Genomic DNA, 24,761 nt, shown 5'->3' with positions numbered 1-24,761 from the left:
CGGTGCCGCGCCATGGGGTGAAGCGGCAATTTGACGGGTGCGCAGGACACTTTACATGGCTGTAATAGTGCCGGAACCGAACTGTCGCACGGCATGACTAGCGTCGGCGAAGAAGACAAACCGGTGACGAAAGCGGACGCCTCATGACAAATGACCTGCAAGACAGTGAACTGTTGGATAGCCCGGGCGGGGGTACCGCCGTCGGGCTGGAGACCGAGCGGCCCCGGACAGCGACCAAAGCGGCGACGACCAAAGCGGCGGCGGGCAACGCGGACGCCTTGAGCGCCACGAAGGAGAGCCTGGAGGATTACACGCTTAGGTTCGCACCCCGTTCCTACCGGAAGTGGAGTGCAGGCGTGGTGGCAACGAGTGCGCTGGGAGGCATTGCCTATCTTGCTGATTTTTCGATTGGTGCGAATATCGGTATTGCCTACGGCACGGTGAATGCGATCCTCGGAATTGTCGTGGCCGCCGTCATTATCTTCGCTACGGGTTTTCCGCTTGCCTATTATGCAGCCCGGTACAACATTGATTTGGACCTCATTACCCGCGGTTCCGGGTTCGGCTATTACGGTTCCGTGGTGACGAACGTGATCTTTGCGACCTTCACGTTTATCTTCTTCGCGCTGGAAGGGTCAATCATGGCGCAGGGCCTCGAACTGGGCCTGGGGATTCCGCAATGGCTCGGTTATGCGGCGTCCACGATCATCATCATTCCGCTCGTCATCTACGGGATGAACACGCTGGCCAAACTGCAGGTCTGGACGACGCCGCTGTGGCTGCTTCTGATGGTGGTTCCGGTCGGCTACCTGCTGGTGTCCCACCCCGGCAGTATCGATGACTTCTTCGCCTACACCGGGAATTCCGGTGGCGCGGGAACCAACCTGGCATCGGTCATGCTGGCCGCCGGCGTCTGCCTGTCCCTGATGGCGCAGATCGCGGAGCAGATCGACTACCTGCGGTTCATGCCGCCCAAGACCGCCGACAATAAGGGCGCGTGGTGGCGGGCCGTGATCCTCGCCGGGCCGGGCTGGGTTCTGTTTGGCGCCATCAAGCAGATCGTCGGGATGTTCATCGCCGTCTACCTGATTGCCAAGCTGGATCCGGCAGCCTCGGCGACTGCGAACGAGCCGGTCCACCAGTTCCTCGGCGTGTACGAGGAGATGATGCCGGCATGGCTGGCGATGAGCCTGGCCGTGGTGCTGGTGGTGATTTCGCAGATCAAGATCAATGTCACCAACGCCTACTCGGGTTCGCTGGCGTGGACCAACAGCTTCACGCGGGTGACCAAGACCTATCCCGGGCGGATGGTTTTCGTGGCGGTGAATCTGCTGATTGCCCTGGTCCTCATGGAGGCCAACATGTTCGACTTCCTCAACACGATTCTGGGCTTCTACGCCAACTGCGCCATGGCCTGGGTTGTCACTGTGGCTTCGGACATCGCCATCAACAAGTACCTGCTGAAGATTTCGCCCAAGACCCCCGAGTTCCGGCGCGGCATGCTGCACGCTGTGAACCCGGTGGGGTTCGTGTCCATGCTGGTTTCTGCCGGGATTTCGATCGCGGTGTTCTTCGGCGCTTTTGGTTCGGGCATCCAGCCGTATTCGCCGATTTTCGCGGTGGGGCTGGCACTTGTGCTGCCACCGGTTCTGGCGGTCCTGACCAAGGGCAGGTACTACCTGCGGCGCGCCGATGACGGCATCGACCTGCCGATGTTCGACGCCGACGGTAACCCCAGCGATGCAAAGCTGCTCTGCCATGTGACCGGGATTGAGTTCGAACGCCCGGACATGATGCGCTCCGCCCAGGACGGGCCCGACGGCGAACCGCAGTATGTTTCGTCACTCGCCTTGTCGACGGATAAGGCAGGCGCGTTAGTTCTCCCGGCGCAGTCCAAGGGGTAGGGCCTTGTAGCTCTTGAGTTGCGGCTCGCAGGTGACGGCGTTGGCAGCGTCGTGATTGTGGCTGCGTGATCGGCATTGCGGCGGGCCCGGTGAGATTCTCACCGGGCCCGCTTTGCGTTGTGCCCTGAGGTGTTTGCCTGTTTGCCGGGGCCCTAAAGGGGCTGTGGATAACTTTGAGCCGAAAGGTGTGATCTCGGTTACCCTTTAACCACTGTTCGGACACAGATGTCTTGAAACCTATCCGGGGGGATTAGCGCATGACTTCTCGTACCTGCATTTCTGAACGCCTCCGTTTGCCTGTCATTTCCGCCATCGCTGGGTCCGCCATTGTGCTTAGTGCCTGCAGCGGTGGCGGGAACCCCCAAGCTGGTCCGACGGGCACCGCCGCCGTTTCCCCAGCTCAGTCCGCTTCCGGTTCGGCATCTGCCACGCCGAGCGCCACTCCTACGCCCAAGGCGACTCCGGTATATAAGCCGGCCGACGCCAAGGGAAGGGCTCAGAACGTCCCCGTGCCGGTGAAGCCAGCCCTGGCAGATAAGAACACGAAGGAAGGGCTGGAGGCGTTTACTAAGTATTGGTATGCCTTGTTGAATTACGGGTTCGAGACGGGTGACTCATCGTCTTGGCAAAAACTAACCTCAGGTTCCTGCGAATTCTGCAACATTCTCAAAAAGAGCCTTGCCGTAGGGTACAAAGAGGGACGTTGGCAAGCCGGTGGGCGTCTTTCGACACCGTCCGTTGAACCGGATTTCGAGGCCGGTGCGGCGAGTCAGCAGGTTGTGGTGCAAGTCATCCAAGAAGCAACTCAATACTATAAAGCCGATAAAAGCGTAGGAAGAAGTCCTGCTCCCGGATCAAATACAGCCTCGGTAGTTGTTGCGACGTACTCAGGCGGACGCTGGGCTGTTTCCGATCTACATCCGATTCGCTAGCGATGAAAAAATGATCATGAGAGCGACTGCTACGGCAACTCTTGCCGCGTTGCTTGCGCTTGGCCCGCAGCAACAAGCTCTGGCACTTGACGAGGACTATGGCGGTTCGGCTACCTACGGTGAAGCGCACATCATTGCCGACGGTTGGGTCCGAGATGAAGTGGAGGATGAATTTCTTCCTGCACCGCCGGGCTACGTCAGTAACGATCCGAACCAATACAATGCTTTTCCTCAGTGCCAGGTGGACGATGGCAACTTAGCTATCGATTGCTTGGCGAAGCAGCGCGTGTGTCCCCCGAGAGCCGGTGGGAAGCCGGGAGTTCCGGTGATCTGGAAGGTTGCACCAAGGGAGATTGAAAATCCTACTTGGACGGACTGGAACGGAAATGGCGGCGGCCCCACGTGCCTCTACGACACGAACCCCGAGGACCTGCTGCCCCGAATCGCCGCCCGCATTCAAAGGGAATTCGACAGGCTTCCCGTAGCTCCGGGAACGTTGACCGCGCAGCCCAGCCCGCACACGCTCCGTGGCGCCGAGACCAACTTCTATGCCAAAGCCGCAGAGCAGCCCTTCGACATCACCATCCTGGCCCAGAACATTCACATCATCGCGAAACCCGTCCAGTATCGCTGGGACTACGGCGACGGGACGTCGCTGGGCCCCACGACCACCATGGGCGGCCCGCTCCCGCAGGACCGCTGGGGTGAGAAGACCAGGACCAGCCACGCCTACGCCGCGACCGGCGACTTCAACGTGGTCCTAACTACGTATTTCCAAGGAACCTATTCCGTGAACGGCGGCCCGAACCTGCCCATACCCAACCAAGGGCAGTTCAGCTCGCCGCCGCAAACCGTGAGCGTTTGGCGCTCCGTAACGCGTAATTATGCCGACGATTGCAACACAAACCCGCGGGGTGACGGTTGCCCAGGCGCTGCGCCGGGGAACCGCTAGAACAGTACCGCCAAGGCTACGCCCGCAGCTCTCGATCCATCCGTGCCATCTTGGCCCGCACCAACTGGAAGCGGGGATCATCCGCCCCGGCAACCCGCTCAAGCGCTGCCGCCGCTGCGGAATCGGCGGCGCCCATGTCCGTCGAGCACCACCGCAGGATCAGGTCGGCCACCCCGCTGGCGCCCACGGAGGCGCCCACAGCCTCGTTGAGTTCATCGCGCATGAGTTCGATGGCGAAGTTGGCCGAACGGGTCAGAAGCTTGGCCGGATAGGCAGCAAGTGCGTCGGCCACGCGCCCCGCCCGCAGATGGGCAGCCACCATCGCCGCATCGGTTTCAACCTTCACCCCAGCGGTGAACCGGTACGGATTGGGCTCCACCACGTTCCCAAGGAGACCGCGAATCCGGTGCATCTCGGTCCGGACCGATGCGGCCGCACCGTCCTCGCCGTACAGTTCGTAGGCCAACTCCTCGGCGCTCCACCCACTTGACCGGGACGAGAGCATCGCCAGAATCTCGGCACGGCGCAGTGTCAGCGCAAGCGGCGGCCCGCCGTCGACCTCCGCAGTGGGCTTGTCTCCCAGGATCCGCAGGGTCAGACTGCGGCCAGTGCTTCGGGCTCTCGTGGCCGGAATTGAGCGTGTCTGCTCCGGCAGGGAGTCGGCCGCTGGTGCTCCGGCCGACTTCAGCAGTTCTTCGGCCAGTCGGACGCCGCACCGCACCATCCGCAGGCTGTCCGGCGTCATGGACTGGATTGGCCCGGAGACATCAAGGACGCCCAGGACGTCGCCAGTGAACGGATCCCGGATAGGTGCGGCCGTGCAGGCCCAGTCATGGTGGGTACGAACGAGGTGCTCCGCGGAGAACAGCTGGGCCGGGGTGCCGGTGAACAGGGCCTCGCTGATGGCGTTGGTTCCCACTCCGGACTCGGACCAGTCGGCGCCCTCGACGAACTCCAACGAATCGGCCTGGCGCAGGGCATGGCGGCCACCAATCCGCCACAGAACCTCGCCGAGGTGGTCCGTGACGATGAGCAGATGCCGGCCATCCGTAGTCTCGTCGGCAAGCAGTTGGGACAGCGCCGGCATGACAACTGCCAGGCGGTGGTCCGCGCCAAGTAGCCGGGCTTCGCTGACATCGTGGCGGTGGACCGGCCGGTGCCGGTCGGGATCGATTCCCATTGCCAGGGACCGCTGCCACGAGGTCACGAGTGACGGGGCAATGTAGGGATCGGGACGTCCGGAAATCGTGGCTTCATGGGCCTGTCGCAGGGCCCGGGCGTACTCGACGGGCGACGTAAAACGCAGACGGCGTGCCTGGGCGGCAGCGTCAGACATCGTCATACGCGTCCTCCCACTCGCCATTGAATCGTGCCGTGGCCGCCCACCAAGGGCGAAAAACATGCAACCCGATTGTAACCCCTGGCGGCTTTTACTTGTGATGCGGGTCACGGGGGCTAGGGGCGAAGGCACAGGCATCCGCGACGTGGCACCGGGCCGCACGGCCAGGTCATCAAAGGAAAGAGGAAATCATGCCCGAGACACCAAACGGCATCGTCGCCGGATGGCTGGAGCAGTTCGATGAGGCGCTGCGCACGAAGGACACCACAGCTGCGCTTGAGTTGTTCGACGACGAATCGTACTGGCGCGACTTCGTGTCCTTCACCTGGAACCTCAAGACCATGGAAGGCAAGGACAGCATCGGCTGCATGCTCGAAGCGACCCTCGACGACGTCGGCCCGCACAACTGGGCGCTCGCCGAGGACGCCACCGGCGATGCCTCCAACACCGAGGCTTGGCTGAATTTCGAGACCGCGCAGGCCCGCGGCCATGCCCACCTGCGTCTTCGCAACGGCAAGTGCTGGACGCTTCTCACCACCATGCAGGAGCTCAAGGGATTCGAGGAGAAGAAGGGTCCCAACCGCGAGAAGGGAGTGGCCCACCGCATCGAGAAGGGCCGCAAATCATGGCTCGAACTCAAAGAGGAGCAGGCCGCCAAGCTTGGCTATGAGGAACAGCCCTACACCGTGATTATCGGCGGCGGCCAGGGCGGCATAGGACTGGGCGCCCGGCTCCGCCGCCTAGGTGTTCCCACCATCATCATCGAGAAGAACGCGCGGCCCGGTGACTCGTGGCGGAACCGCTACAAGTCCCTGCACCTGCACGATCCCGTCTGGTACGACCACCTGCCGTACATGAAGTTCCCGGACGACTGGCCCGTCTTCGCCGCCAAGGACAAGATCGGCGACTGGCTGGAGCACTACACGCGGATCATGGAGCTCAACTACTGGTCCAGCACCGAATGCACCAATGCACGCTGGGATGAGGGCGCCCGCGAGTGGGTAGTCAGCGTGGTCCGCGACGGCGAACCGGTCACGCTGCGCCCGAAACAGCTCGTCTTCGCACTCGGTGTCTCCGGCTACCCCAATGTCCCCAAGTTCGACGGCGCCGAGACCTTCCTGGGGGAGCAGTACCACTCATCCAAGCACCCGGGCGGCGGGGACTGGACGGGCAAAAAAGCCGTGGTGATCGGATCCAACAACTCGGCCCACGACATCTGCGCCGACCTCTGGGAGCACGGCGCCGACGTCACCATGGTCCAGCGTTCCTCCACCCACATCGCGCGCAGCGAATCGCTGATGGACCTCGCGCTCGGTGACCTTTACTCGGAACGGGCCCTGGCCAACGGCGTCACCACCGAGAAAGCGGACCTGCTGTTCGCCTCGCTGCCGTACCGGATCCTGCCGGATGCGCAGATTCCGGTGTACCAGGAGATGGCACGGCGCGATGCTGACTTCTACTCCCAGCTCGAGGCCGCCGGCTTCGACCTTGACTTCGGCGTCGACGGATCGGGGCTCTTCCTGAAGTACCTGCGGCGCGGCTCCGGCTACTACATCGACGTCGGTGCCTCACAGCTGATCATCGACGGCAGGGTAAAACTGGCCAACGGCCAGGTCGGCAAGATCACGGGCAACGCCGTCGTCCTGGATGACGGCGCAGAGTTGGAGGCCGACGTCATCATCTACGCCACCGGCTACGGCTCGATGAACGGCTGGCTCGCAGACTTGGTTTCACCCGAGGTGGCGGATGCGGTGGGGAAATGCTGGGGATTCGGCTCGGACACGCCCAAGGACCCAGGCCCGTGGGAAGGGGAACTGCGCAACATGTGGAAGCCCACGAACGTGGAGAACCTCTGGATCCACGGCGGCAACCTACACCAGAGCAGGCATTACTCCACCTATCTGGCGCTGCAGCTCAAAGCCCGGATGGAAGGCCTTCCCACTCCGGTGTATGAGCTGCAGCCATCCCACCACACCCGCTGAAAGCTCCCTCACCCCTAGCGGCCGGCCAGCGGGCCAGCAACAACTGAAAGTACGACGGCGGCACCCAACCCGGGTGCCGCCGTCGCGCATGCCTGGGGTGCTTTGCGAGGTGAACTGCACCACACCCGGAATAGTTGCACACGCTAGGCAGTTACAGCTAACGAACCTGATGCACTCTGAAAGGAATTACGCATGCTGTTTTCCCCGCTGACACTCGGCGAGCTCGAACTCCCCAACCGCCTCGTCATGGCACCCCTGACCCGTGTCCGTACCGGCCAGGAGGGCGTCCCCGGACCGCTCGTGGTGGAGCACTATCGCCAGCGCGCGTCGCTCGGCCTCATCGTCAGTGAGGGAACGTATCCCAGCCCGGCCGGCCGCTCCTACCCGGGACAGCCCGGCCTGGTGACGCCCGAACAGATTGCCGCCTGGAAGAAGGTCACCGACGCCGTCCACGCCGAAGGCGGCCGTATTTTCGCCCAGATCATGCACGGCGGCCGCGTCTCGCACGAGGACATCAACGGCGGCCACCGCGTCGTGGCCCCCAGCGCCGTCGCTGTCGAAGGTGAAACGCGCACGTACAACGGCAAGCAGCCGCACCCCGTGCCGCACGAGCTCTCCATCGACGAGCTGCCCATCGTCCGCGAGGAAATCGTCACCGCGTCGCGCAACGCGATCGAGGCAGGGTTCGACGGCGTTGAGCTGCACTCCGCCAACGGTTACCTTCTCCACGAGTTCCTGGCGCCGAACACCAACGTCCGCACCGACGGCTACGGCGGCTCGCCCGAGAACCGCGCCCGCTTTGTCATCGAGACGGTGAACGCCGTCGTCGAGGCGCTGGGTGCCAACCGCGTGGGCATCCGGATCTCGCCCGAGCACAACGTCCAGGGCATCGAAGAGACCGACGCCGCCGACGTCCGGGCAACCTACGAGGTGCTGGTCAACTCCATCGCCCCGCTGAACCTGGCCTACCTCAGCATCCTCCATGCCGAGCCGACCGGCAGCCTGGTGCAGGACCTGCGGTCACGCTTCAACGGCACCTTCCTGGTCAACACCGGCTTCGGCGTCATCACCACGCGCGAGGAAGCCCTGGCGCTGGTTGCCGACGGGCACGCCGACGCCGTCGTGGTGGGCAGGCCCGCCATCGCCAACCCGGACCTCGCCCGCCGCTGGCGCGAGGGCCTGCCGCTGAACGAACCGGACCAGTCCACGTTCTACGGCGAGGGTGCGAAGGGTTACACCGATTACCCGGTGTACCAGCCGGCTTAGGCTTCGCCGCGCCCCATTTCGAACCCCGTGGCTGACCAAAAGGAACCACCCGTACGCCGGGTGGTTCCTTTTGGTTTAACGGGCAACTTTCTTGAGTGAATCTTGACGTTTTGTCGCATGGAGTCCTGAGTTAGCCCTTGCATTGTTTACTTCAGCAGGAAACCCACTCAGCATTCACCCCGAAGGGTCTCATCATGAAGAACACCGCACTGATCAAGGGAACCGCCGCCATCGCCGTCGGTGCCGCTCTGCTGCTGGGCGGCGGCGGCACCCTCGCCTCCTGGAACGCCTCCGCTATCGGTACCCCCGGCACCGTCGCTGCCGGTGACCTCAACGTTACGGCCGCCACCGGCGTGTGGAAGGACCGCAACGAAGTCACCATCGCCGACATCGCGAACTACAAGGTTGTCCCCGGTGACAAGCTGACCTACACCCAGGACCTGGACGTGACGCTGACCGGTGACAAGATGGCCGCGACAGTTGCAGCCGTTGGAGCCACCCCGGCCAACGGCTTCACGGCTGCGAACGTTATCGTCACCGCGCCCGCTCTGACCGTGGGCGGCACGGCTGTCAGCAACCCTCTGAAAACCTCTACGGCGGTTACCGCCACCATCACGTTTGAGTTCAAGTCTGGCACCACGGGCCGTTCGGACGTGACCAAGACGTACAACTTCAACAACGTCTCCTTCACCCTGAACCAGATCGCCCCCGCGTAACGGGCCTGCTCTAAGCCACATCCGGCCGTCGCTCATGGCGGCCGGAAGTTCAAACGTTGGACGTAATCGGTTGAGGGTCAGGAGGAACCATGGGCATGACGGGCCACCTGCGGGCTGCGGCACTTGTCGCCGCGGCAGTGCTCCTGGGCCTCCTGACCGTGCAGGCGAGCTACGCGCTCTGGGCCGCCGCCGCCTCGGCAGCCCCTGGAACCGTGACATCAGCCTCGTTCGACGTCAATCTCGCAGGGCCCTCAACACCGCCCACCAACATGACCCTGGCAGGGGGTCAGCAGGCAATCGTGCCGGTGAATCCGTCCGGGGCACTGACGCCGGGCAACGCCGTCTACTCCAGTGTCTCCGTGACCAATAAGTCCGACGCCGGAGGCCAGTTCAACATCAGCGTCACCACAGGCACGGCATCAAAGAGCAATGTTGCGCCAGGCGATCTGGCGCAATACCTCACCGTCAGTGCCAGGTTTGCGGCAAGCGCCGCCGCCTGCGGCACAACGGCTTACACGAACATCGCTGCCGCCGGACTGACACCGGTGACAGTCCCAAAGGGGACCAGCACAACTCTGTGCTTTGAAACCAGGCTCGCTTCCAGCGCTCCGGACACCGTGAAAGGACAATCCGTGACCATCACGACTCCCCTCACCGCGACGCAACTCTGCGGGGTGCCCAGTGGCTGCGCCTAGTATTCTTCCGACGGCGGAGGCAGCTGTTGCTGCACCCGCCCGGGGTGAGGCTGCCGGCCGCCAGGCTGTCCGCTGGCTCGCGGCGGCAGGCAGAACCGTCAACTTCGTGCTGCTGATGGTCGCGGTATTTGCTGCCCTGGCGCTCATCCTGGTCCCCAAGATCACAGGCTCCCAGACCTATGCGGTGCTGACAAACTCCATGGCGCCCAAGTATTCGCCGGGCACTTACCTGGTGGTCAAGCCCACGGCTTTCAGCGAACTGAAGTCCGGGGATGTCATCACGTTCCAGCTGGAGTCGGGAAAGCCCGCGGTGGAGTCGCACCGCATCATCGGCTTTGGAACCACGCAAACGGGGGAGAAGACCCTCATCACCAAGGGCGACAATAACGACATCACCGACGCCAATCCCGTCCGCGAGCTGCAGGTGAAGGGCAAGCTCTTCTATGCCGTCCCGTATGTCGGCTACGTGGCCAACGCGCTGGGGAACTCCGACCGCGGCCTCTGGGTCTCGGTGGGTGCGGCGGGACTTATCGGCTACGGCGCCCTGCTCATCTTCCGGACCATCCGCAGCCGGCGCCGCGAAGCAGGAGCGGCAGCATGAACAGCCCGGACGAAGTCCAGGCCAAGGTCCCCGGCGCAATGCTGGCACTCTTCGCCTTCATGCTGACAGTGCTGCTGGGCATCGGCGGCACTGCCGCCGTCGCACTCTGGCAGCAGTCGGCCACGGCGACGATGTCGGTCTCGGCGGCGGCCAACTGGGGCCCGCCAACAATAACCTTGGCCTGCACACCCAGTTCAAACGAAAAAACCGCGACTCTCACGGCAAGTTCTGCGCAGGCGCCCACTGTGCTGACCATTGCCGCCCGCCAGGCCAACGGCACCTATAGCCCGCTCGCCATCGAGTACCCCTCCGACCCCGGCGCGCAGACGTTCACACTGACCGAGAACTCGCTCATTGTCATCGCCAACGCGGGTGTAAGCCCCATGACAGTCCGCGTGACTGCTACTTTCTCCGACATGCAGAAGGCGACCGCAGAATGGACCCTGGGCATCGTCACCAACGGCGGGAAGGTCAAGTGCGCGCCGTAACGTCTGACTGAACGTGCCAGCCTTCCCCGCGGCATCCCTATAGGATCTGATCATGCAAAAAGCGTCCAACGGCACCCGCGCCGGTAGCCGGCCCGAGGGTCAGGCCGGGGGCAAGGGAGGCCGGGCGGTCAGCCGCCAAGTCCTGGCCGACCACGTATACGAGGAGCTGCTCGCCTCGCTCATGGACGGCAGGCTGGAACCCGGGGCAGCCGTCAGCATCGACGGAACTGCCCGGGAGCTGGACGTTTCCCCGACCCCCGTCCGCGAAGCACTGGCCCGCCTGGAACACACCGGCATGGTCCGCAGGGTGGCGCTCAAGGGGTACCGCGTTGCGCCGGTGTTCACCCGGGAGGACTTTGCGGATCTGATGGAGGCCCGCCTCGCGATCGAGCCCGTCAATGCCCGGCTTGCCTGCGCCCGCCTGAATCCGCACCGCCTCGCCGAGCTCGAGCAAACAGTCACGGAGCTGAAGACCGCGCCGCGCGGCCCCTCCTTTGCCGAGTACAAGGACTACCTCGAGGCCGACGAGCGCTTCCACCAGCTCATTGCCCAGCAGACGGACAACCAGTTCCTTGTCGGCGCCTATGCGGCACTCGGCGGACAGGTTCAGCGCTTCCGGCTTTTCGGGGGAGTGGGAATCACCGACGCCGAGAACGCCATCGCCGAGCACCAGTCCGTCCTGGACGCCCTGTCCAGCGGTGACCCCGACCAGGCTGAGGCCGCCATGGCGGCCCACATTCAGAAGGTCCGCGAACGCGCCATGGCGGACGCCCCGGAGGAGTAGCCCGGCCGCGAGAGTAGCGTGCCCGCACAGCCGAAGTAGGTAGCAGCAGAGGGCGTTCCCAGCCGTGGGAGCGCCTTCTGCTGCTACCTGGTTGGGTGGGGGCGTAGCGTGGAAGTTGCGAGGGCTCGGTGCCACAGGCGTGAGGTTCTTCACACGCGACCGTCTTCCCTATAGGATCTTTGATGGCCCCGGAAGCAGGTGGTCGGGGAGAATGTGACCTTGACAACTCCTACTAGATAGTAAATCCTATAGGAAACAGGATTCCACGAGGGAGTGAACACCATGGCTTACACCGCCAAAAACTGGCCCATCACCGCGGCGCTGCTGCAGTTCCCGGGCGTCGACGCCCAGGGCACCCACATCAACGACGCCGACGCCTCCGCCTGGGCCGAGGTCTTCACGGAGGTCAAGGAAGCAGGCTTCGCCAACGCCGATCTCACCGACAGCTGGGTCCGCCCCGGCGACCTCAGCAAGGAGCGCCTCGCCGAGTTCAAGCAGACCGCCGAGAACGTAGGCATCGGCATCCCTGTCATTTCCGCCATCCGCCGGAGCATCATCCAAGAGGGCAAGTGGGAGGACAACCTCGCCTACAGCCACCGCACGATCGACGCCGCCGCTGAACTCGGCTGCGAGGTGGTTTCCTTCGGCCTGCACCAGGCCATCACCCCGGAACAGCAGAAGCAGCTCTGGTTCTGGACCGTCGAGGGCTACAAGGACCCGGCGGGGGACAAGGAAGCCTGGAACAACGCCGTCGCCCGTTTCCAGGAACTGGGCCGGCACGCCGCAGAGGTGGGCGTCCTGCTCTCGCTCGAGATGTATGAGGACACCTACATTGGCACCGCGGACTCCTCCGTGCAGTTCGTCCAGGACATCGGCCTGTCCAACGTCGGCCTCAATCCGGACCTGGGCAACCTGATCCGCCTGCACCGGCCCATCGAGGACTGGCGGGACATGGTTGCCAAGACCCTGCCGTACTCCAACTACTGGCACATGAAGAACTACATCCGTGACGAGGACGTGGCCCGCGACATGTACGTTGCCATGCCTTCCACCATGGAAAGCGGCCTCATCAACTACCGCGAGGCGTTCAAGGTGGCGCTCTCGGTCGGCTTCCAGGGCATCCTGTGCACCGAACACTACGGCGGCGACGGACTCTCCGTGACGGCCAGCAACCAGGACTACCTGCGCCGCCACGTGCTGCCCAAGAAGGAAGGCTATGCCCTGGGCCAGAGCCAGGTGGCGCAGGGACGCCAGCAGCCGGCCGCCATCGCGCGCTAGAGGCGCACCGCAACAAGCCCAGCAGAACTGATCAACCAACCGGATTCAATGAGGAACCATGACCCAGATCTTCGACAATCCCGCTGATTTCGCAGACGAGGCGCTGGACGGCTTCGTGGCCGCCAACCGCGGGTACGTTGCCCGCGTGGACGGCGGCGTGGTCCGCTCCACCGAGATCCCCGCCGGCCAGGTGGCCCTCGTGGTGGGCGGCGGCTCCGGCCACTACCCGGCCTTCGCCGGACTGGTCGGGCCGGGCCTGGCCGCCGGCTCCGCGTGCGGCAACATGTTCGCTTCCCCGGCCGCGGGGCAGGTCTACCGTGTGGCGAAGGCGGCCAACGCCGGCGGCGGCGTGCTGCTGAGCTACGGCAACTACGCCGGCGACGTGCTGCACTTCGGCCAGGCTCAGCTTCGGCTCAACGCCGAGGGCATCGAGACGCGCACCGTGCTGGTCACGGACGACGTCGCCAGCGCCCCGCTGGACCAGATTGAAAAGCGCCGCGGCATCGCCGGCGACCTCACCGTCTTCAAGATCGCCGGCGCCGCGGCCGAGGCCGGCCTGAGCCTGGACGAGGTGGAGCGCCTCGCCATCAAGACCAACTACCGCACGCGTTCGCTGGGCGTCGCCTTTGACGGCTGCACCCTTCCGGGCGCGTCGGAGCCGCTGTTCCACGTCCCGGCCGGGCAGATGTCCCTGGGCCTGGGCATCCACGGCGAACCGGGGATCTCCGAGCACCCCATGCCCACGGCCTCCGAACTCGCCAAGCTCCTGGTCTCGAAGCTGCTCGAGGACAAGCCGGACGACGCCGGCAGCCGCGTGGTTGCCATCGTCAACGGCCTGGGCACGGTCAAGTACGACGAGCTGTTCCTCCTTTTCGGCAAGATCGAAAAGCTCCTCGACGCCGCCAACCTGACCGTCGTTGAACCGGAGTGCGGCGAGCTCGTCACCAGCCTGGACATGTCCGGACTCTCGCTCACCCTGCTGTGGCTCGACGACGAACTCGAGCAGTTCTGGGCCGCGCCGGCCGACACCCCTGCCTACCGCAAGGGCAACACCGCGCCCCGCGCCCGCCGCGAACTCTCCAGCGCCGAAGAAACAGCCGACGAGGACACCGAGAAGGCAACCGCGGCGTCCGCCGACCTGGGCCGGGTGGCAGCCGCCGTCCTCGCCCAGGTGCGGGACGTCGTCGTCGAACACGAAGCGGAACTTGGCGACCTGGACGCGATTGCCGGCGACGGCGACCACGGCATCGGCATGCGCCGCGGCGTTGACGCGGCGGCCGCGGCCGGTGAGCAAAACGCCCAAGCGGGAGCCTCGGTTGAACGCGTGCTCACCGCCGCGGGGGAGGCATGGAGCGAGCGCGCCGGCGGAACCTCGGGCGCACTCTGGGGTACGGCCGTGATGGCGGCCGGCCTCGCACTCGGCAACCGCGAATCGTACGCCGCCGGGGACGCGAACGCCGCCGTCACCGCCTTCAGCAACGCCATCACCGAGCTCGGCAAGGCGGAGCCGGGGGACAAGACCATGGTTGACGCCCTCCTGCCGTTCCGGGACGCGTTCAAGGAAGCGTTCGACGGCGGAACCTCCCTGGGCGACGCACTCACCACCGCCGCTGCCGCGGCGAACGAAGCAGCCCGACAGACCGCGGACCTGCGCCCGCTCAAGGGCCGCGCCCGTCCGCTGGCGGAAAAGAGCCTCGGCCACCCGGACCCCGGCGCAGTCTCGTTCGGACTGATCGCCGAGCGCGTGGCCACCTACCTCGCATCTGATGCGGCCGGTTCCACCCCGGCCGTGTCCCACATGGCCTCGACGGCCGGAAACGGAGCAACGGAATGAGCAACACAGAAGGCTGGCGCATTGTCATCGGCAACGATGAGGCCGGCGTCGAATACAAGGAAGCACTCAAGGCCCTGCTGGAGGCCGACCCCCGGGTAGCCTCCGTCGAGGACATCGGCGTTGCAGCCAACGACTCCACCGCCTACCCGCACCTGGCCGTCGCAGCCGCCCGCAAGGTGGCCGAGGGCCAAGCGGACCGCGCACTCCTGATCTGCGGCACCGGCCTCGGCGTGGCCATTGCCGCCAACAAGGTGCCCGGTATCCGCGCCGTCACCGCGCACGACAGCTACTCCGTGGAACGATCCGTCCTCAGCAACAACGCCCAGGTCCTCACCATGGGCCAGCGCGTCATCGGGCTGGAACTCGCCAAGAAGCTCGTGGGCGAATGGCTGGGGCACCGCTTCGATGCGAACTCCTCCTCCGCCGCCAAGGTGGACGCCATCTGCTCGTACGAACCCGACTACACGAAGGCCGACTGACCATGACCGAAACACCCACCAGCTCATCCAAGTTCGCCGTCGTCGGATCCGGCTACATGGGCGGCGGCATCGCCCAGGTCCTCGCCCTCGGCGGTGCCCGCGTTGCCCTCGCCGACGTGTCCGCCGAGGTGGCACAGAAGAACTACGAGCGGCTGCTCACCGAGTCCGACCAGTTCGTGGCCGACGGGCTGTTTCCCGAAGGATCTACCGAGATCCTGAAGCAGAACCTGTGGGCCGCGAAGGACATCGAGGAAGCCGTGGCCGACGCCGACTTCATCGAGGAGGCCGTGCCCGAGGTCATCGCCATCAAGCACGAGACCCTGGCCCGGATCAGCGCCGCCGCACGGCCGGACGCCATCATCGGCTCCAACACCTCGACGATCTCCATCGCCGAGCTCTCCCAGCCGGTGGCCAACCCGGAGCGCTTCCTGGGTGTGCACTTCTCCAACCCGTCGCCGTTCATCCCCGGCGTCGAGATCATCCCGCACGAGGGAACGTCCGCCGAGACGGTTGGCGCCGTCCGCGACCTGGTCCACTCCGCCAACAAGGAGACGGCAGTGGTCAAGGACGTCACCGGGTTCGTGCTGAACCGCCTGCAGTACGCGCTCTTCCACGAGGCCGCGCAGCTGGTGGAGCAGGGCATCGCGACGGCGGAGGACGTGGACACCTTGGTCCGCACCACGTTCGGCTTCCGGCTGCCGTTCTTCGGTCCCTTCGCCATCGCCGACATGGCCGGCCTGGACGTCTACAACTTCTGCTACAAGTCGCTGCAGACCGACTTCCCGGAGCGCTTCGCCACCCCGAAGATCCTCACGGACCTCGTGGAAGCGGGCAAGCTGGGCACAAAGACCGGCGCAGGCTTCCTGAACGTCCCGGCCGAGCGCACCCCCGAGCTGATCGCCTACCGCAACAAGGCCTACGTCGCCATGCAGAAGCTCATCGAGGAACTCGGCCCGGCCCCGATCAATTAAGCAGCTCTCCACAAAGGCACTAATCAGCTAGGCACCACAGCAGTTGGGCGCTGCCTCCGGGCAGCCGCCCTCCTGTTGTGCTGCCCATTTCACAACGACTTAGGAGCACATCCATGAGTACTTTTCCGTCCGAGCGCACGGCCATCGTCACCGGCGCCGTCTCGGAGCGCGGCATCGGCCGGGCCACCACCAACTACCTGGCGGAGCAGGGCTGGAACATCGGCATCATCGACCTTGACGACGCCCTCTGCCAGGCGACGGCCAAGGAGATCGCCAGCCAGTACGGCGTGAAGGCCCACGGAGTGGGCGCGAACGTCGCGGACGAGGCATCGGTCCGCGCCGCGATCGACTCCATCGAGGCCGAGCTCCCGCAGATCGTGGCCCTGGCCAACGTAGCCGGCGTCAGCTCGCCGGTCCCGTACCTGGAGCTTGACGCCGCCGAGTGGGACCGCGTGCTCAACATCAACCTCAACGGCGTCCACTACGCCACCCGCCGCGTGGCCGAATCCATGGTGAAGAACCGCATTGGCCGCATCGTGAACATCTCCTCCGTCTCCGCACAGCGCGGCGGCGGTACGTTCTCCAAGACTCCGTACTCCGTGGCGAAGGCCGGCGTCATCGGCCTGACCCGCTCCACCGCCCGTGAACTGGGGGAGTACGACATCACCGTCAACGCCATCTCGCCCGGCCCCATCGACACCGACATCATGGGCGGCACCCTCAGCGAGGAACGCAAGAACGAACTCACCCAGGACCTCGTGGTCAACCGGGTCGGTTCCACCCGCGACATCGCGGCAGCCATCGCCTTCCTCATCAGCGAGGACGCCGGATACATCTCCGGCCAGACGCTGAATGTGGATGGCGGCCTCTACATGCACTAGGAAGGACAGCCATGCTTCGCTCCTGGACCCGGGAACGCAAGATCTACCTGGCAGCAGGCGTCGTCGTCTGCCTGGTGGGCGTGTTGCTCATCGGCTTTTCACTCTAAGTTTTTTCGCTCTAAGTCTTTTCACGCTGTGCCCTGATTTGCTCACTTTTGCTCAAAGAGGAGTTTGAATGACTGTCACCAACCCATCCACCACGAAGGAGCTGCTGGACTCGCCGGTCCTCAAATCGGCCATCTCCAAGGCATCCTTCCGGCTCATGCCGATGCTCGTCATCCTGTACGTCGTTGCCTTCCTGGACCGCACCAACGTGGGCTTCGCCGAGGCCGCCCTCGAAGCGGACAAGGGCATCAGCGCGGGCGCCTACGCGCTCGGCGCCGGCATCTTCTTCATCGGCTACGCCCTGTTCGAAATCCCCAGCAACCTGCTCCTGACCAAGTTCGGCGCCAAGGTGTGGCTGGCCCGCATCGCCGTCACCTGGGGCATCGTCTCCGCTTGCTTCGCCTTCGTGCAGGACGAGACCTCCTTCGTGATCCTGCGCTTCCTGCTGGGCGTGACCGAGGCCGGCCTCTTCCCGGGCGTCATCATGTTCCTCGCCGCCTGGTTCCCGAACAAGGTCCGCGTCAAGATGTTCGCTATCTTCTACCTGGCCCAGCCGTTCTCCCAGATGATGGGCGCTCCGCTGTCCGGCTGGCTGATCAACATCGGCGACCAGGTCCCCGGCGTCCAGGGCTGGCAGGTCATGTTCTTCGTCGAGGGCATGCTCGCCGTGCTGGCCGGCATCGCCGCCTTCTTCTTCCTGATCAACAGCCCGCAGGACGCCAAGTTCCTCAGCAAGGACGAGAAGAAGGCCCTGCAGGACGTCATGGCCCTTGAGGACACCGTCAAGGAGGAGTCCGGACCCCGCGGCGTACTGGCAGCGATGAAGAACGGCCGGGTCTGGTACTTCACCGTCATCTACTTCTGCCTGCAGATCGCCGTGTACGGCGTGACCTTCTACCTGCCCCAGCAGGTGTCGCAGCTGACCGGGCAGAAGGTGGGCCTCGCCGTCGGACTCATGGCTGCCATCCCGTGGTTCTTCGGCATCTTCGCCTGCTACTTCATCGGCAAGGCCGCCAACACCGTGATCCGCCGCCGCGTCTGGGGCACGGGTCTCTTCATCTCCACCGGCCTGTGCATCTTCGGGTCCGCCTGGGCAGGCGCCAACCACCTGCCCGCGCTGGGCATCGTGTTTATCACCCTCGCGGTGTGCAGCTTCCTCTCCATCGGCCCCATCGCCTGGTCGTATCCGACGGCGTTCCTCACCGGAACTGCCGCCGCGGCCGGCATTGGGCTCATCAACTCGCTGGGCAACCTGGGCGGCTTCGTGGCCCCGATCCTGCGAACCACCGTCAACCAGGTCACCGCCTCGGACACCGGAACCATGGGCGTCTACGCACTCGGTGTGCTGCCGTTCCTCGCCGCGGCCATGATGTTCGGTACCCGGAAGTTCAAGAACAAGGCCGATGACCTGCTCGAAACCAGCGATTCCGTAAAGGCAGGCACTGCCCAAGACCAGGCACGGCTGGAAAAGTAGTCAGCAGCAAAGCCCGGCAGTTCAGCAACAGCAGCAAAGGCAGGAAACCCCGTGACCCAGCTCAGCCAGGCCATCAAAGACCCCGGCACGATTTTCGTCGGCGTCAGCACCAAGATGTACCTGGGCTACCGGGGCAGCCTGCGCTGGCTGCGTGAACTGCGCAAGCAGGTGGACGCCCGCCCGGCCCTCGCGGCCGGGCGGGTGGTCCCGTTTGTGATTCCCTCCTTCCCGGTGCTTCCCGCCGCCGGGGAGATCATCGCCGGGTCGCCGCTGGTCCTGGGCGCCCAGAACTGCGGCTGGGCCGACGGTCCGTGGACCGGTGAGCTCTCGCCGTCGCTGCTTGCCGAGCTGGGCGTGGGACTCGTGGAGATCGGCCATGCCGAACGGCGGCGGCACTTCGCCGAGGATGACGCCATGATCGCGCGCAAGGTCAGGGCGGCCGACGGCGCCGGGGTCACCCCGCTGCTGTGTGTGGGGGAGGAGTCAGGCGGCACGGGGAGCACGTCAACTAACGGAACGGCCGACGCCGGCCGTGCTGAGGGCGCGGAAGGCGCCGCCCGCTTCGTCTACGGACAGATCGAGGCCGCCGTCGGCGGCGACTGGGACCTCGCCGCCCGGCTGGTCATCGCCTACGAACCTGTCTGGGCCATCGGTGCAGCCGAACCTGCCAGCGCGGAGTATGTGTCCGCCGTCGTTCGTCATTTGCGGGTGCAGCTCAGTGCCCATGGCCTGTCAGAGTTGCCCGTTATTTATGGCGGCTCCGCCAAACCTGGCCTGCTGCCCACCCTGGACGGAGTGTCGGGGCTCTTCCTTGGCCGGTTCGCGCACGACGCCGCGAACTTCGGAAAGGTCCTGGACGAGGCACTGTCACTGCCGGGCTGGGCGAGCTCCTAATCACCCGGGACCACAACCGGCACTACAGAAAAGCCTCGCGGCCGGTCCCTTCGCTGAGCACGAGCGCGCCGTCCTCAATGGACACTAGGAGGCTGCGCGGCCTGCCATGAAGCTTCATTTCCGCGCTGAGATTGCGGCTGGTGACTTCAACCCCCACCGTTGCGCCTTTTGCCGGCAGTTCCACGGAGACTTCCTCGGCCATGCCCAGCAGTTCCCGGGTGGTGACATCGCGGTCGTACCGGGCCTCCTTGCCGTTGACCGTGATGGCGACTTCATCATCGTTGAAGCCGTCCTGAAGAATGATGAGCAATTCCTGCATGATGCGCCGCCTAAGTCGATGACCCCCGCTGCATAAAGTCACTACATCACTTAAGGGCGGATGTGGGTAGTGCGGCTTACTCCGTTCCCCGGTCCCTGATCGCCCCGGATTCGGGCGCGTAGGGCAAAATGTTCTGGTGACCCAACAGCCGCAGCACACCGCCACGCCCACGCCCAGCCCTGCCTCCGCCGCCGGGACAAAGCCGAAGGACACCCCCGCTCCCAGACCCGCGGGCGGCCAAGGGACTGACGATGTTGCCGCCCGGATAGCGGAACAGATCGCCGCCGAACTCGGCGTGAAGGCCTGGCAGGTGAAGGCGGCCGTGGAACTGCTCGACGGGGGGTCAACGGTTCCGTTCATCGCCCGCTACCGCAAGGAAGCCACCGGGACTCTCGACGACGGCCAGCTCCGCGACCTCGACGAGCGCCTGCGCTACCTCCGCGAACTGGAGGACCGCCGTCGTGCAGTCCTGGAGGCGATCGCCGCGCAGGGCAAGCTGACCCCGGAACTGCAGGCCGCCGTCGTGGCCGCCGATACGAAATCCCGGCTGGAGGACATCTACCTGCCTTTCAAGTCCAAGCGACGCACCAAGGCGCAGATCGCGCGCGAGGCAGGGCTGGAAGCGCTCGCCGATGCCCTTCTCAAGCGCCCGGACCTCGATCCCGAGCGCGAGGCCGCCAAGTACCTGAACACCGAGCACGCCGTCGACGATGCGGCTGCGGCGCTCGCCGGCGCCCGGGCCATCCTCGTGGAGCGCGTGGCCCAGGACCCGGACCTTGCCGAGAACCTGCGCGAGCGGCTGTGGACGCAGGGCCGGATGGTGTCCCGGGTGAAGAAGGGCAAGGAATCCGAGGGGCAGAAGTTCGCCGATTACTTTGAGTTTTCGCAGGTGCCGTCGGGGATGCCGTCGCACCGCGTGCTGGCGCTCCTGCGCGGTGAGAAGGACGGCGTGCTCGAGCTCGATCTTGCCGAGGCGGACCCGGCAGACGACGCCGCCCTCGCCGCCGCGCGTGCCCGTTACGAATCCGCTGTGGCCAGGTTCCTCGGGGTCGCCGACCGCGGCCGGCCCGCCGACTCGTGGCTGCTGCAGACCGCCCAGGTGGCATGGCGCTCCCGCATGCTTGCCCGCCTGACCGCCGACCTGCGGGGACGGATGTTCGCCGCCGCGGAGGACGAGGCCGTGCGCGTCTTCGCCGCCAACCTGCGCGACGTGCTGCTGGCCGCACCGGCAGGAAACCGCTCCACCCTGGGCCTGGACCCTGGCCTGCGGACGGGCGTGAAGGTGGCGGTGGTGGACAAGACCGGCAAGGTCGTGGCGACGGACACCGTCTACCCGCACGCGCCAGCGCGCAAGTGGGACGAGGCCCTGGCAACGCTGACCCGGCTGGCGCGGCAGCACGCCGTCGAACTCGTGGCCATCGGCAACGGAACGGCCTCACGCGAAACGGACAAGCTCGCGGCCGAACTCATCAAGCAGCTCTCGGCAGCTGCCGGCTCCGGGACGGGCTCCGGCGCTGGCGGGGCGGCCGGTGCGGCGCCGCAGAAGCTGGTGGTGAGCGAGGCTGGCGCGTCCGTGTACTCGGCGTCCGCCCTGGCCGCCGCTGAACTCCCCGGCATGGACGTGTCCCTGCGCGGCGCGGTGTCCATCGCCCGCCGGCTGCAGGACCCGCTGGCCGAGCTGGTGAAGATCGATCCGAAGTCGATCGGCGTGGGGCAGTACCAGCACGACGTCACCGGCGCGAAGCTGGACCGCAGCCTGGATGCCGTGGTGGAGGACTGCGTGAATGCCGTGGGCGTCGACGTGAACACGGCCTCGCCGGCGCTGCTGAGCCGGGTGGCCGGCGTCGGGCCGCTGCTGAGCGAGAACATCGTGGCGTACCGCAACGAGCACGGGCCGTTCGCCAAACGCAGCGAGCTGAAGAAGGTCCCGCGGCTGGGCGCCAAGGCGTTCGAACAGTGTGCCGGGTTCCTGCGGATCACCGGGGGAGCGGAGCCGCTCGACGCCTCGAGTGTGCACCCCGAGGCGTACTCGGTGGCTCGGAAAATCCTGATTGCGGCCGGTGCCTCTCGCGGGTCCGGTGCTTCTGGATCTTCCGCAGGCACGGCTGGCCTTGCTCCGCTGGCCGATGCCGGACGGCTGAACCCGGCCGATTTTGTCGACGGGACCTTTGGCCTTCCCACGGTGCGCGACATCATCGCCGAACTTGAGAAGCCGGGACGCGATCCGCGTCCGGCGTTCAAGGCGGCTGCGTTTTCCGAGGGCATCGAGAAGATCTCCGACCTGAAGCCGGGGATGGTCCTGGAAGGAACCGTCACCAACGTAGCCGCGTTCGGTGCGTTCGTGGACGTCGGGGTCCACCAGGACGGGCTGGTCCACGTGTCCGCCCTCGCAAACCGGTTCGTCGCCGATCCGCGCGAGGTGGTGAAATCCGGGCAGGTGGTGCGGGTGAAGGTGCTTGAGGCTGACCCGGAGCGGAAGCGTATCTCCCTGACGTTGAGGCTCGACGACGAACCGGCCGCTGCCGGTGACCGGCAAGCCGGCGGACGCTCCACCGGGGGACGCCCGGGTGGAGGCCGCGAGAGCGGCCGCGAGTCCGGTGGCAACCGCGACGGCGGCCGGAACCGGTCGGCCACTCCTGGCCACGCCGGCGGAAAGACGGGCGCGCGCCAGGGGAGCGATTCAGGCCGGTCGTCGGCCGATCGAGACAACGCCAGGCGGCAGCCGAAGCAGTCCGGCCAGCGTCCAGCTCCGGCGGATACCGCCATGGCCGAAGCACTGCGGCGGGCCGGTCTGGGTAAATAGGGCCAAACGAGGCAAGCAGGCCCCGCACCGGCGGAGCGTGTCGCGGGCGCCGTATCCCGGAACCGTCGGAAGCCGGTGACTACAGTAGCCCCTATGAGTTTTACGAGGCCGGAGACTTTCACCACCCGTCCTACGCTGCAGGGCACGTTCGGCATGTCCGCCACGACCCATTGGCTCGCTACCGGCACCGCGCAGGCCGTGCTGGAGCGGGGCGGCAACGCATTCGACGCGGCCACGGCGGCCGCGTTCGTGCTGCACGTGGTGGAACCGCACCTCAACGGGCCCGGCGGTGACATGACCGGCGTCTTCAGCACGGCGGAGGCGCCTGGTAAACCTGTGGTCCTGATGGGCCAGGGCCCGGCACCCGCGGGGGCGACGGTCCAACACTTCCTGGCAGGGGGCCTGGAACTGGTGCCCGGATCAGGTGCGCTCGCCGCGGCGGTTCCCGGCGCCGTCGACGCCTGGCTGCTGCTGCTGCGGGACCACGGCACGTGGGAACTGGCCGAAGTCCTGGATTTCGCCATCCGCTACGCGCGCGACGGCCACCCGGTGCTGGCGCGCGTCTGCAGCACGATCTCGGCAGTGGCGGGCCTGTTCCGCGAGCACTGGCCCACGTCGGCCGAATTGTGGATGCCGGAGGGCCGCATCCCCGAGGAGGGCGAGCTGGTCCGGAACCCGGCGCTTGCCCGCACACTCCAGAAACTGGTCCAGGCAGGGGCCGGCCTCGGCGAGGCATTCGCGGCGGAGCCGGCGCACACGCGAGAGGAGCGAATCGACGCAGCCCGCAGGGAGTGGAGTGAGGGCTTCGTGGCCCGCGCTGTGGCCGAAAGTGTCCGGACACCCCACCGGCACTCGTCCGGGACCGATCACCGCGGCGTGATGACGCTGGCCGACATGGCCGGGTTCCGAGCATCGTACGAGGAAGCGGCCACCTTAGAGTTCCGCGGGCACACCATCGCCAAGACCGGCCCGTGGGGGCAGGGGCCGGCCCTGCTGCAGACGCTTGCGATCCTCGCCGGCTTCGATGATGCCCACCTCGACCCGTCCACCGAGCTGGGCGCGCACACGATTCTGGAGGCCCAGAAGCTGGCACTGGCGGACCGCGAGGCGTACTACGGCGACGTGGATGTCCCGCTCGACTATCTGTTGTCGGAAGAGTATGCGGCGTCGCGCCGGGAGCTGATCACGGACGAGGCATCGCACGAGTTCCGCCCGGGCTCGGTCCCGGGGCGTGAGCCGTACGTCCCTGCGCTGCGCACCGAGTACGTCCCGCCTGCGCTGTCGGATGACGACGGCGGGTCGTCCGCCTTGGGCGGTCCTACCGCTTCCGGCGGCGCAGGTTCCTCGGCAGCCGCCGCCGTGGGCGAACCGACGATTGCTGAACCCCCAATCGCTAAACCGGCACCTGGCGAACCTGCATTTGGCGAACCCAGTGTTGCGTCCAACGGGGAGACCCGCGGCGACACCTGCCACATCGATGTGGTGGACCGCTGGGGCAACATGGTTTCGGCCACACCATCCGGCGGCTGGCTGCAGTCATCGCCGGCGATCCCTGAGCTCGGGTTCTGCCTGGGCACCCGGCTGCAGATGACGTGGCTGGAGCCCGGAACGCCGTCCACACTGACGCCGGGCAAGCGGCCGCGGACCACGCTGACGCCGACGCTGGTGCTGCGCGATGGCGTTGCTGTTTCAGCGCTCGGCTCGCCGGGTGGGGACCAGCAGGACCAGTGGCAGTTGCTGTACCTGCTGCGGACGATCGTGGGCGGGTACTCGCCGCAGCAGGCCATCGACGCGCCGGCGTTTCATACGGCGTCGATGCCCGGGTCTTTTTGGCCGCGCACGTGGGAGCCCGGCGGTGCCGTCGTCGAGGACCGGTTGGGTGATGACGTTATCGCCGGGCTCGAACGGCGGGGACACCGGATCACCCGGGCGGGCGGCTGGACGCTGGGACGGCTGTCCGCCGTCGTACGCGATCCTGGGACGGGCGTGCTTCAGGCCGCCGCGAATCCGCGGGGAGCGCAGGGATACGCAGCCGGACGGTAGGAGCAGACCGTTCTCTTTCTC

General features: G+C 65.9%; 21 protein-coding genes. 19 read left to right on the top strand and 2 right to left on the bottom strand.

Annotated features, from left to right (window positions below; all coding sequences use genetic code 11):
* Positions 1-143 precede the first annotated feature (143 nt).
* The 3 genes from ACFVTE_RS15435 to ACFVTE_RS15425 all read left to right on the top strand — a co-directional run bounded on the left by ACFVTE_RS15435 (position 144) and on the right by ACFVTE_RS15425 (position 3,788).
* Positions 144-1,904, top strand: a complete 1,761-nt coding sequence (locus tag ACFVTE_RS15435; RefSeq protein ID WP_387101765.1) for a purine-cytosine permease family protein — start codon at positions 144-146, stop codon at positions 1,902-1,904.
* Positions 1,905-2,161: 257 nt separating this feature from the next.
* Positions 2,162-2,836, top strand: coding sequence for a DUF6318 family protein (locus ACFVTE_RS15430; RefSeq protein WP_387101764.1), 675 nt, complete (start codon positions 2,162-2,164; stop codon positions 2,834-2,836).
* 10 nt (positions 2,837-2,846) lie between these two features.
* Complete coding sequence (locus ACFVTE_RS15425) at positions 2,847-3,788, top strand: hypothetical protein (protein ID WP_387101763.1); 942 nt, start codon at positions 2,847-2,849, stop codon at positions 3,786-3,788.
* Positions 3,789-3,804: 16 nt separating this feature from the next.
* Here ACFVTE_RS15425 and ACFVTE_RS15420 read toward each other — a convergent pair whose 3' ends face one another.
* Positions 3,805-5,130 carry a GAF domain-containing protein gene (locus ACFVTE_RS15420; RefSeq protein WP_387101762.1) on the bottom strand — a complete coding sequence of 442 codons (1,326 nt, stop codon included), beginning with the start codon at positions 5,128-5,130 and terminating at the stop codon, positions 3,805-3,807.
* 188 nt (positions 5,131-5,318) lie between these two features.
* Between ACFVTE_RS15420 and ACFVTE_RS15415 the strand changes: the two genes are divergently transcribed.
* The 14 genes from ACFVTE_RS15415 (at position 5,319) to ACFVTE_RS15350 (ending at position 19,575) form a co-directional block, all read left to right on the top strand.
* A complete protein-coding gene (locus ACFVTE_RS15415) occupies positions 5,319-7,109 on the top strand; it encodes a flavin-containing monooxygenase (protein WP_387101760.1) in 1,791 nt (596 codons plus the stop codon).
* Between the two features lie 192 nt (positions 7,110-7,301).
* Positions 7,302-8,375, top strand: coding sequence for an alkene reductase (locus tag ACFVTE_RS15410; protein WP_387101758.1), 1,074 nt, complete (start codon positions 7,302-7,304; stop codon positions 8,373-8,375).
* 194 nt (positions 8,376-8,569) lie between these two features.
* The gene (locus ACFVTE_RS15405) at positions 8,570-9,091 is read left to right on the top strand and encodes an alternate-type signal peptide domain-containing protein (protein ID WP_387101756.1); all 522 of its coding nucleotides are present in this window, start codon (positions 8,570-8,572) and stop codon (positions 9,089-9,091) included.
* A gap of 95 nt (positions 9,092-9,186) precedes the next feature.
* Positions 9,187-9,786, top strand: a complete 600-nt coding sequence (locus tag ACFVTE_RS15400; protein ID WP_387101754.1) for a hypothetical protein — start codon at positions 9,187-9,189, stop codon at positions 9,784-9,786.
* Positions 9,773-10,387 (top strand): signal peptidase I, encoded by a 615-nt coding sequence (locus tag ACFVTE_RS15395; protein ID WP_387101752.1) that lies wholly within the window; start codon positions 9,773-9,775, stop codon positions 10,385-10,387. Before ACFVTE_RS15400 ends, ACFVTE_RS15395 begins: the two co-directional genes overlap by 14 nt.
* Positions 10,384-10,875, top strand: coding sequence for a hypothetical protein (locus tag ACFVTE_RS15390; protein ID WP_387101750.1), 492 nt, complete (start codon positions 10,384-10,386; stop codon positions 10,873-10,875). The genes ACFVTE_RS15395 and ACFVTE_RS15390 overlap by 4 nt, the downstream gene beginning before the upstream one ends.
* 52 nt (positions 10,876-10,927) lie before the next feature.
* Complete coding sequence (locus ACFVTE_RS15385) at positions 10,928-11,659, top strand: GntR family transcriptional regulator (protein WP_387101748.1); 732 nt, start codon at positions 10,928-10,930, stop codon at positions 11,657-11,659.
* A 282-nt stretch (positions 11,660-11,941) separates the two neighbouring features.
* Complete coding sequence (locus ACFVTE_RS15380; protein ID WP_387101746.1) at positions 11,942-12,937, top strand: sugar phosphate isomerase/epimerase family protein; 996 nt, start codon at positions 11,942-11,944, stop codon at positions 12,935-12,937.
* A 58-nt stretch (positions 12,938-12,995) separates the two neighbouring features.
* Positions 12,996-14,771 carry a dihydroxyacetone kinase subunit DhaL gene (gene dhaL, locus ACFVTE_RS15375; protein ID WP_387101744.1) on the top strand — a complete coding sequence of 592 codons (1,776 nt, stop codon included), beginning with the start codon at positions 12,996-12,998 and terminating at the stop codon, positions 14,769-14,771.
* Positions 14,768-15,250, top strand: coding sequence for a ribose-5-phosphate isomerase (locus ACFVTE_RS15370; protein ID WP_387101742.1), 483 nt, complete (start codon positions 14,768-14,770; stop codon positions 15,248-15,250). The genes dhaL and ACFVTE_RS15370 overlap by 4 nt, the downstream gene beginning before the upstream one ends.
* 2 nt (positions 15,251-15,252) lie before the next feature.
* Positions 15,253-16,221: a 3-hydroxyacyl-CoA dehydrogenase family protein gene (locus ACFVTE_RS15365; RefSeq protein ID WP_387101740.1), complete on the top strand. Its 969-nt coding sequence runs from the start codon at positions 15,253-15,255 to the stop codon at positions 16,219-16,221.
* A 113-nt stretch (positions 16,222-16,334) separates the two neighbouring features.
* Positions 16,335-17,102, top strand: coding sequence for an SDR family NAD(P)-dependent oxidoreductase (locus tag ACFVTE_RS15360; protein ID WP_387101738.1), 768 nt, complete (start codon positions 16,335-16,337; stop codon positions 17,100-17,102).
* Positions 17,103-17,277: 175 nt separating this feature from the next.
* Positions 17,278-18,681, top strand: coding sequence for an MFS transporter (locus tag ACFVTE_RS15355; RefSeq protein WP_387101736.1), 1,404 nt, complete (start codon positions 17,278-17,280; stop codon positions 18,679-18,681).
* Positions 18,682-18,732: 51 nt separating this feature from the next.
* Entirely contained in the window at positions 18,733-19,575 is an 843-nt protein-coding gene (locus ACFVTE_RS15350) for a triose-phosphate isomerase family protein (protein WP_387101734.1), read from the top strand.
* A 22-nt stretch (positions 19,576-19,597) separates the two neighbouring features.
* On the opposite strand, the gene ACFVTE_RS15345 is transcribed toward ACFVTE_RS15350, so the two are convergent.
* Positions 19,598-19,894 (bottom strand): hypothetical protein, encoded by a 297-nt coding sequence (locus tag ACFVTE_RS15345; RefSeq protein WP_387101732.1) that lies wholly within the window; start codon positions 19,892-19,894, stop codon positions 19,598-19,600.
* 265 nt (positions 19,895-20,159) lie between these two features.
* Here ACFVTE_RS15345 and ACFVTE_RS15340 point away from each other — a divergent pair, with 265 nt between their 5' ends.
* Positions 20,160-22,697, top strand: coding sequence for a Tex family protein (locus tag ACFVTE_RS15340; protein WP_387101905.1), 2,538 nt, complete (start codon positions 20,160-20,162; stop codon positions 22,695-22,697).
* Positions 22,698-22,790: 93 nt separating this feature from the next.
* Positions 22,791-24,740 carry a gamma-glutamyltransferase family protein gene (locus ACFVTE_RS15335; RefSeq protein WP_387101731.1) on the top strand — a complete coding sequence of 650 codons (1,950 nt, stop codon included), beginning with the start codon at positions 22,791-22,793 and terminating at the stop codon, positions 24,738-24,740.
* Positions 24,741-24,761 lie beyond the last annotated feature (21 nt).

The sequence above is a fragment of the Arthrobacter sp. NPDC058097 genome (assembly GCF_042884885.1).
Taxonomy (GTDB): Bacteria; Actinomycetota; Actinomycetes; order Actinomycetales; family Micrococcaceae; genus Arthrobacter.
This window is presented reverse-complemented; position numbering and strand designations above follow the sequence as displayed.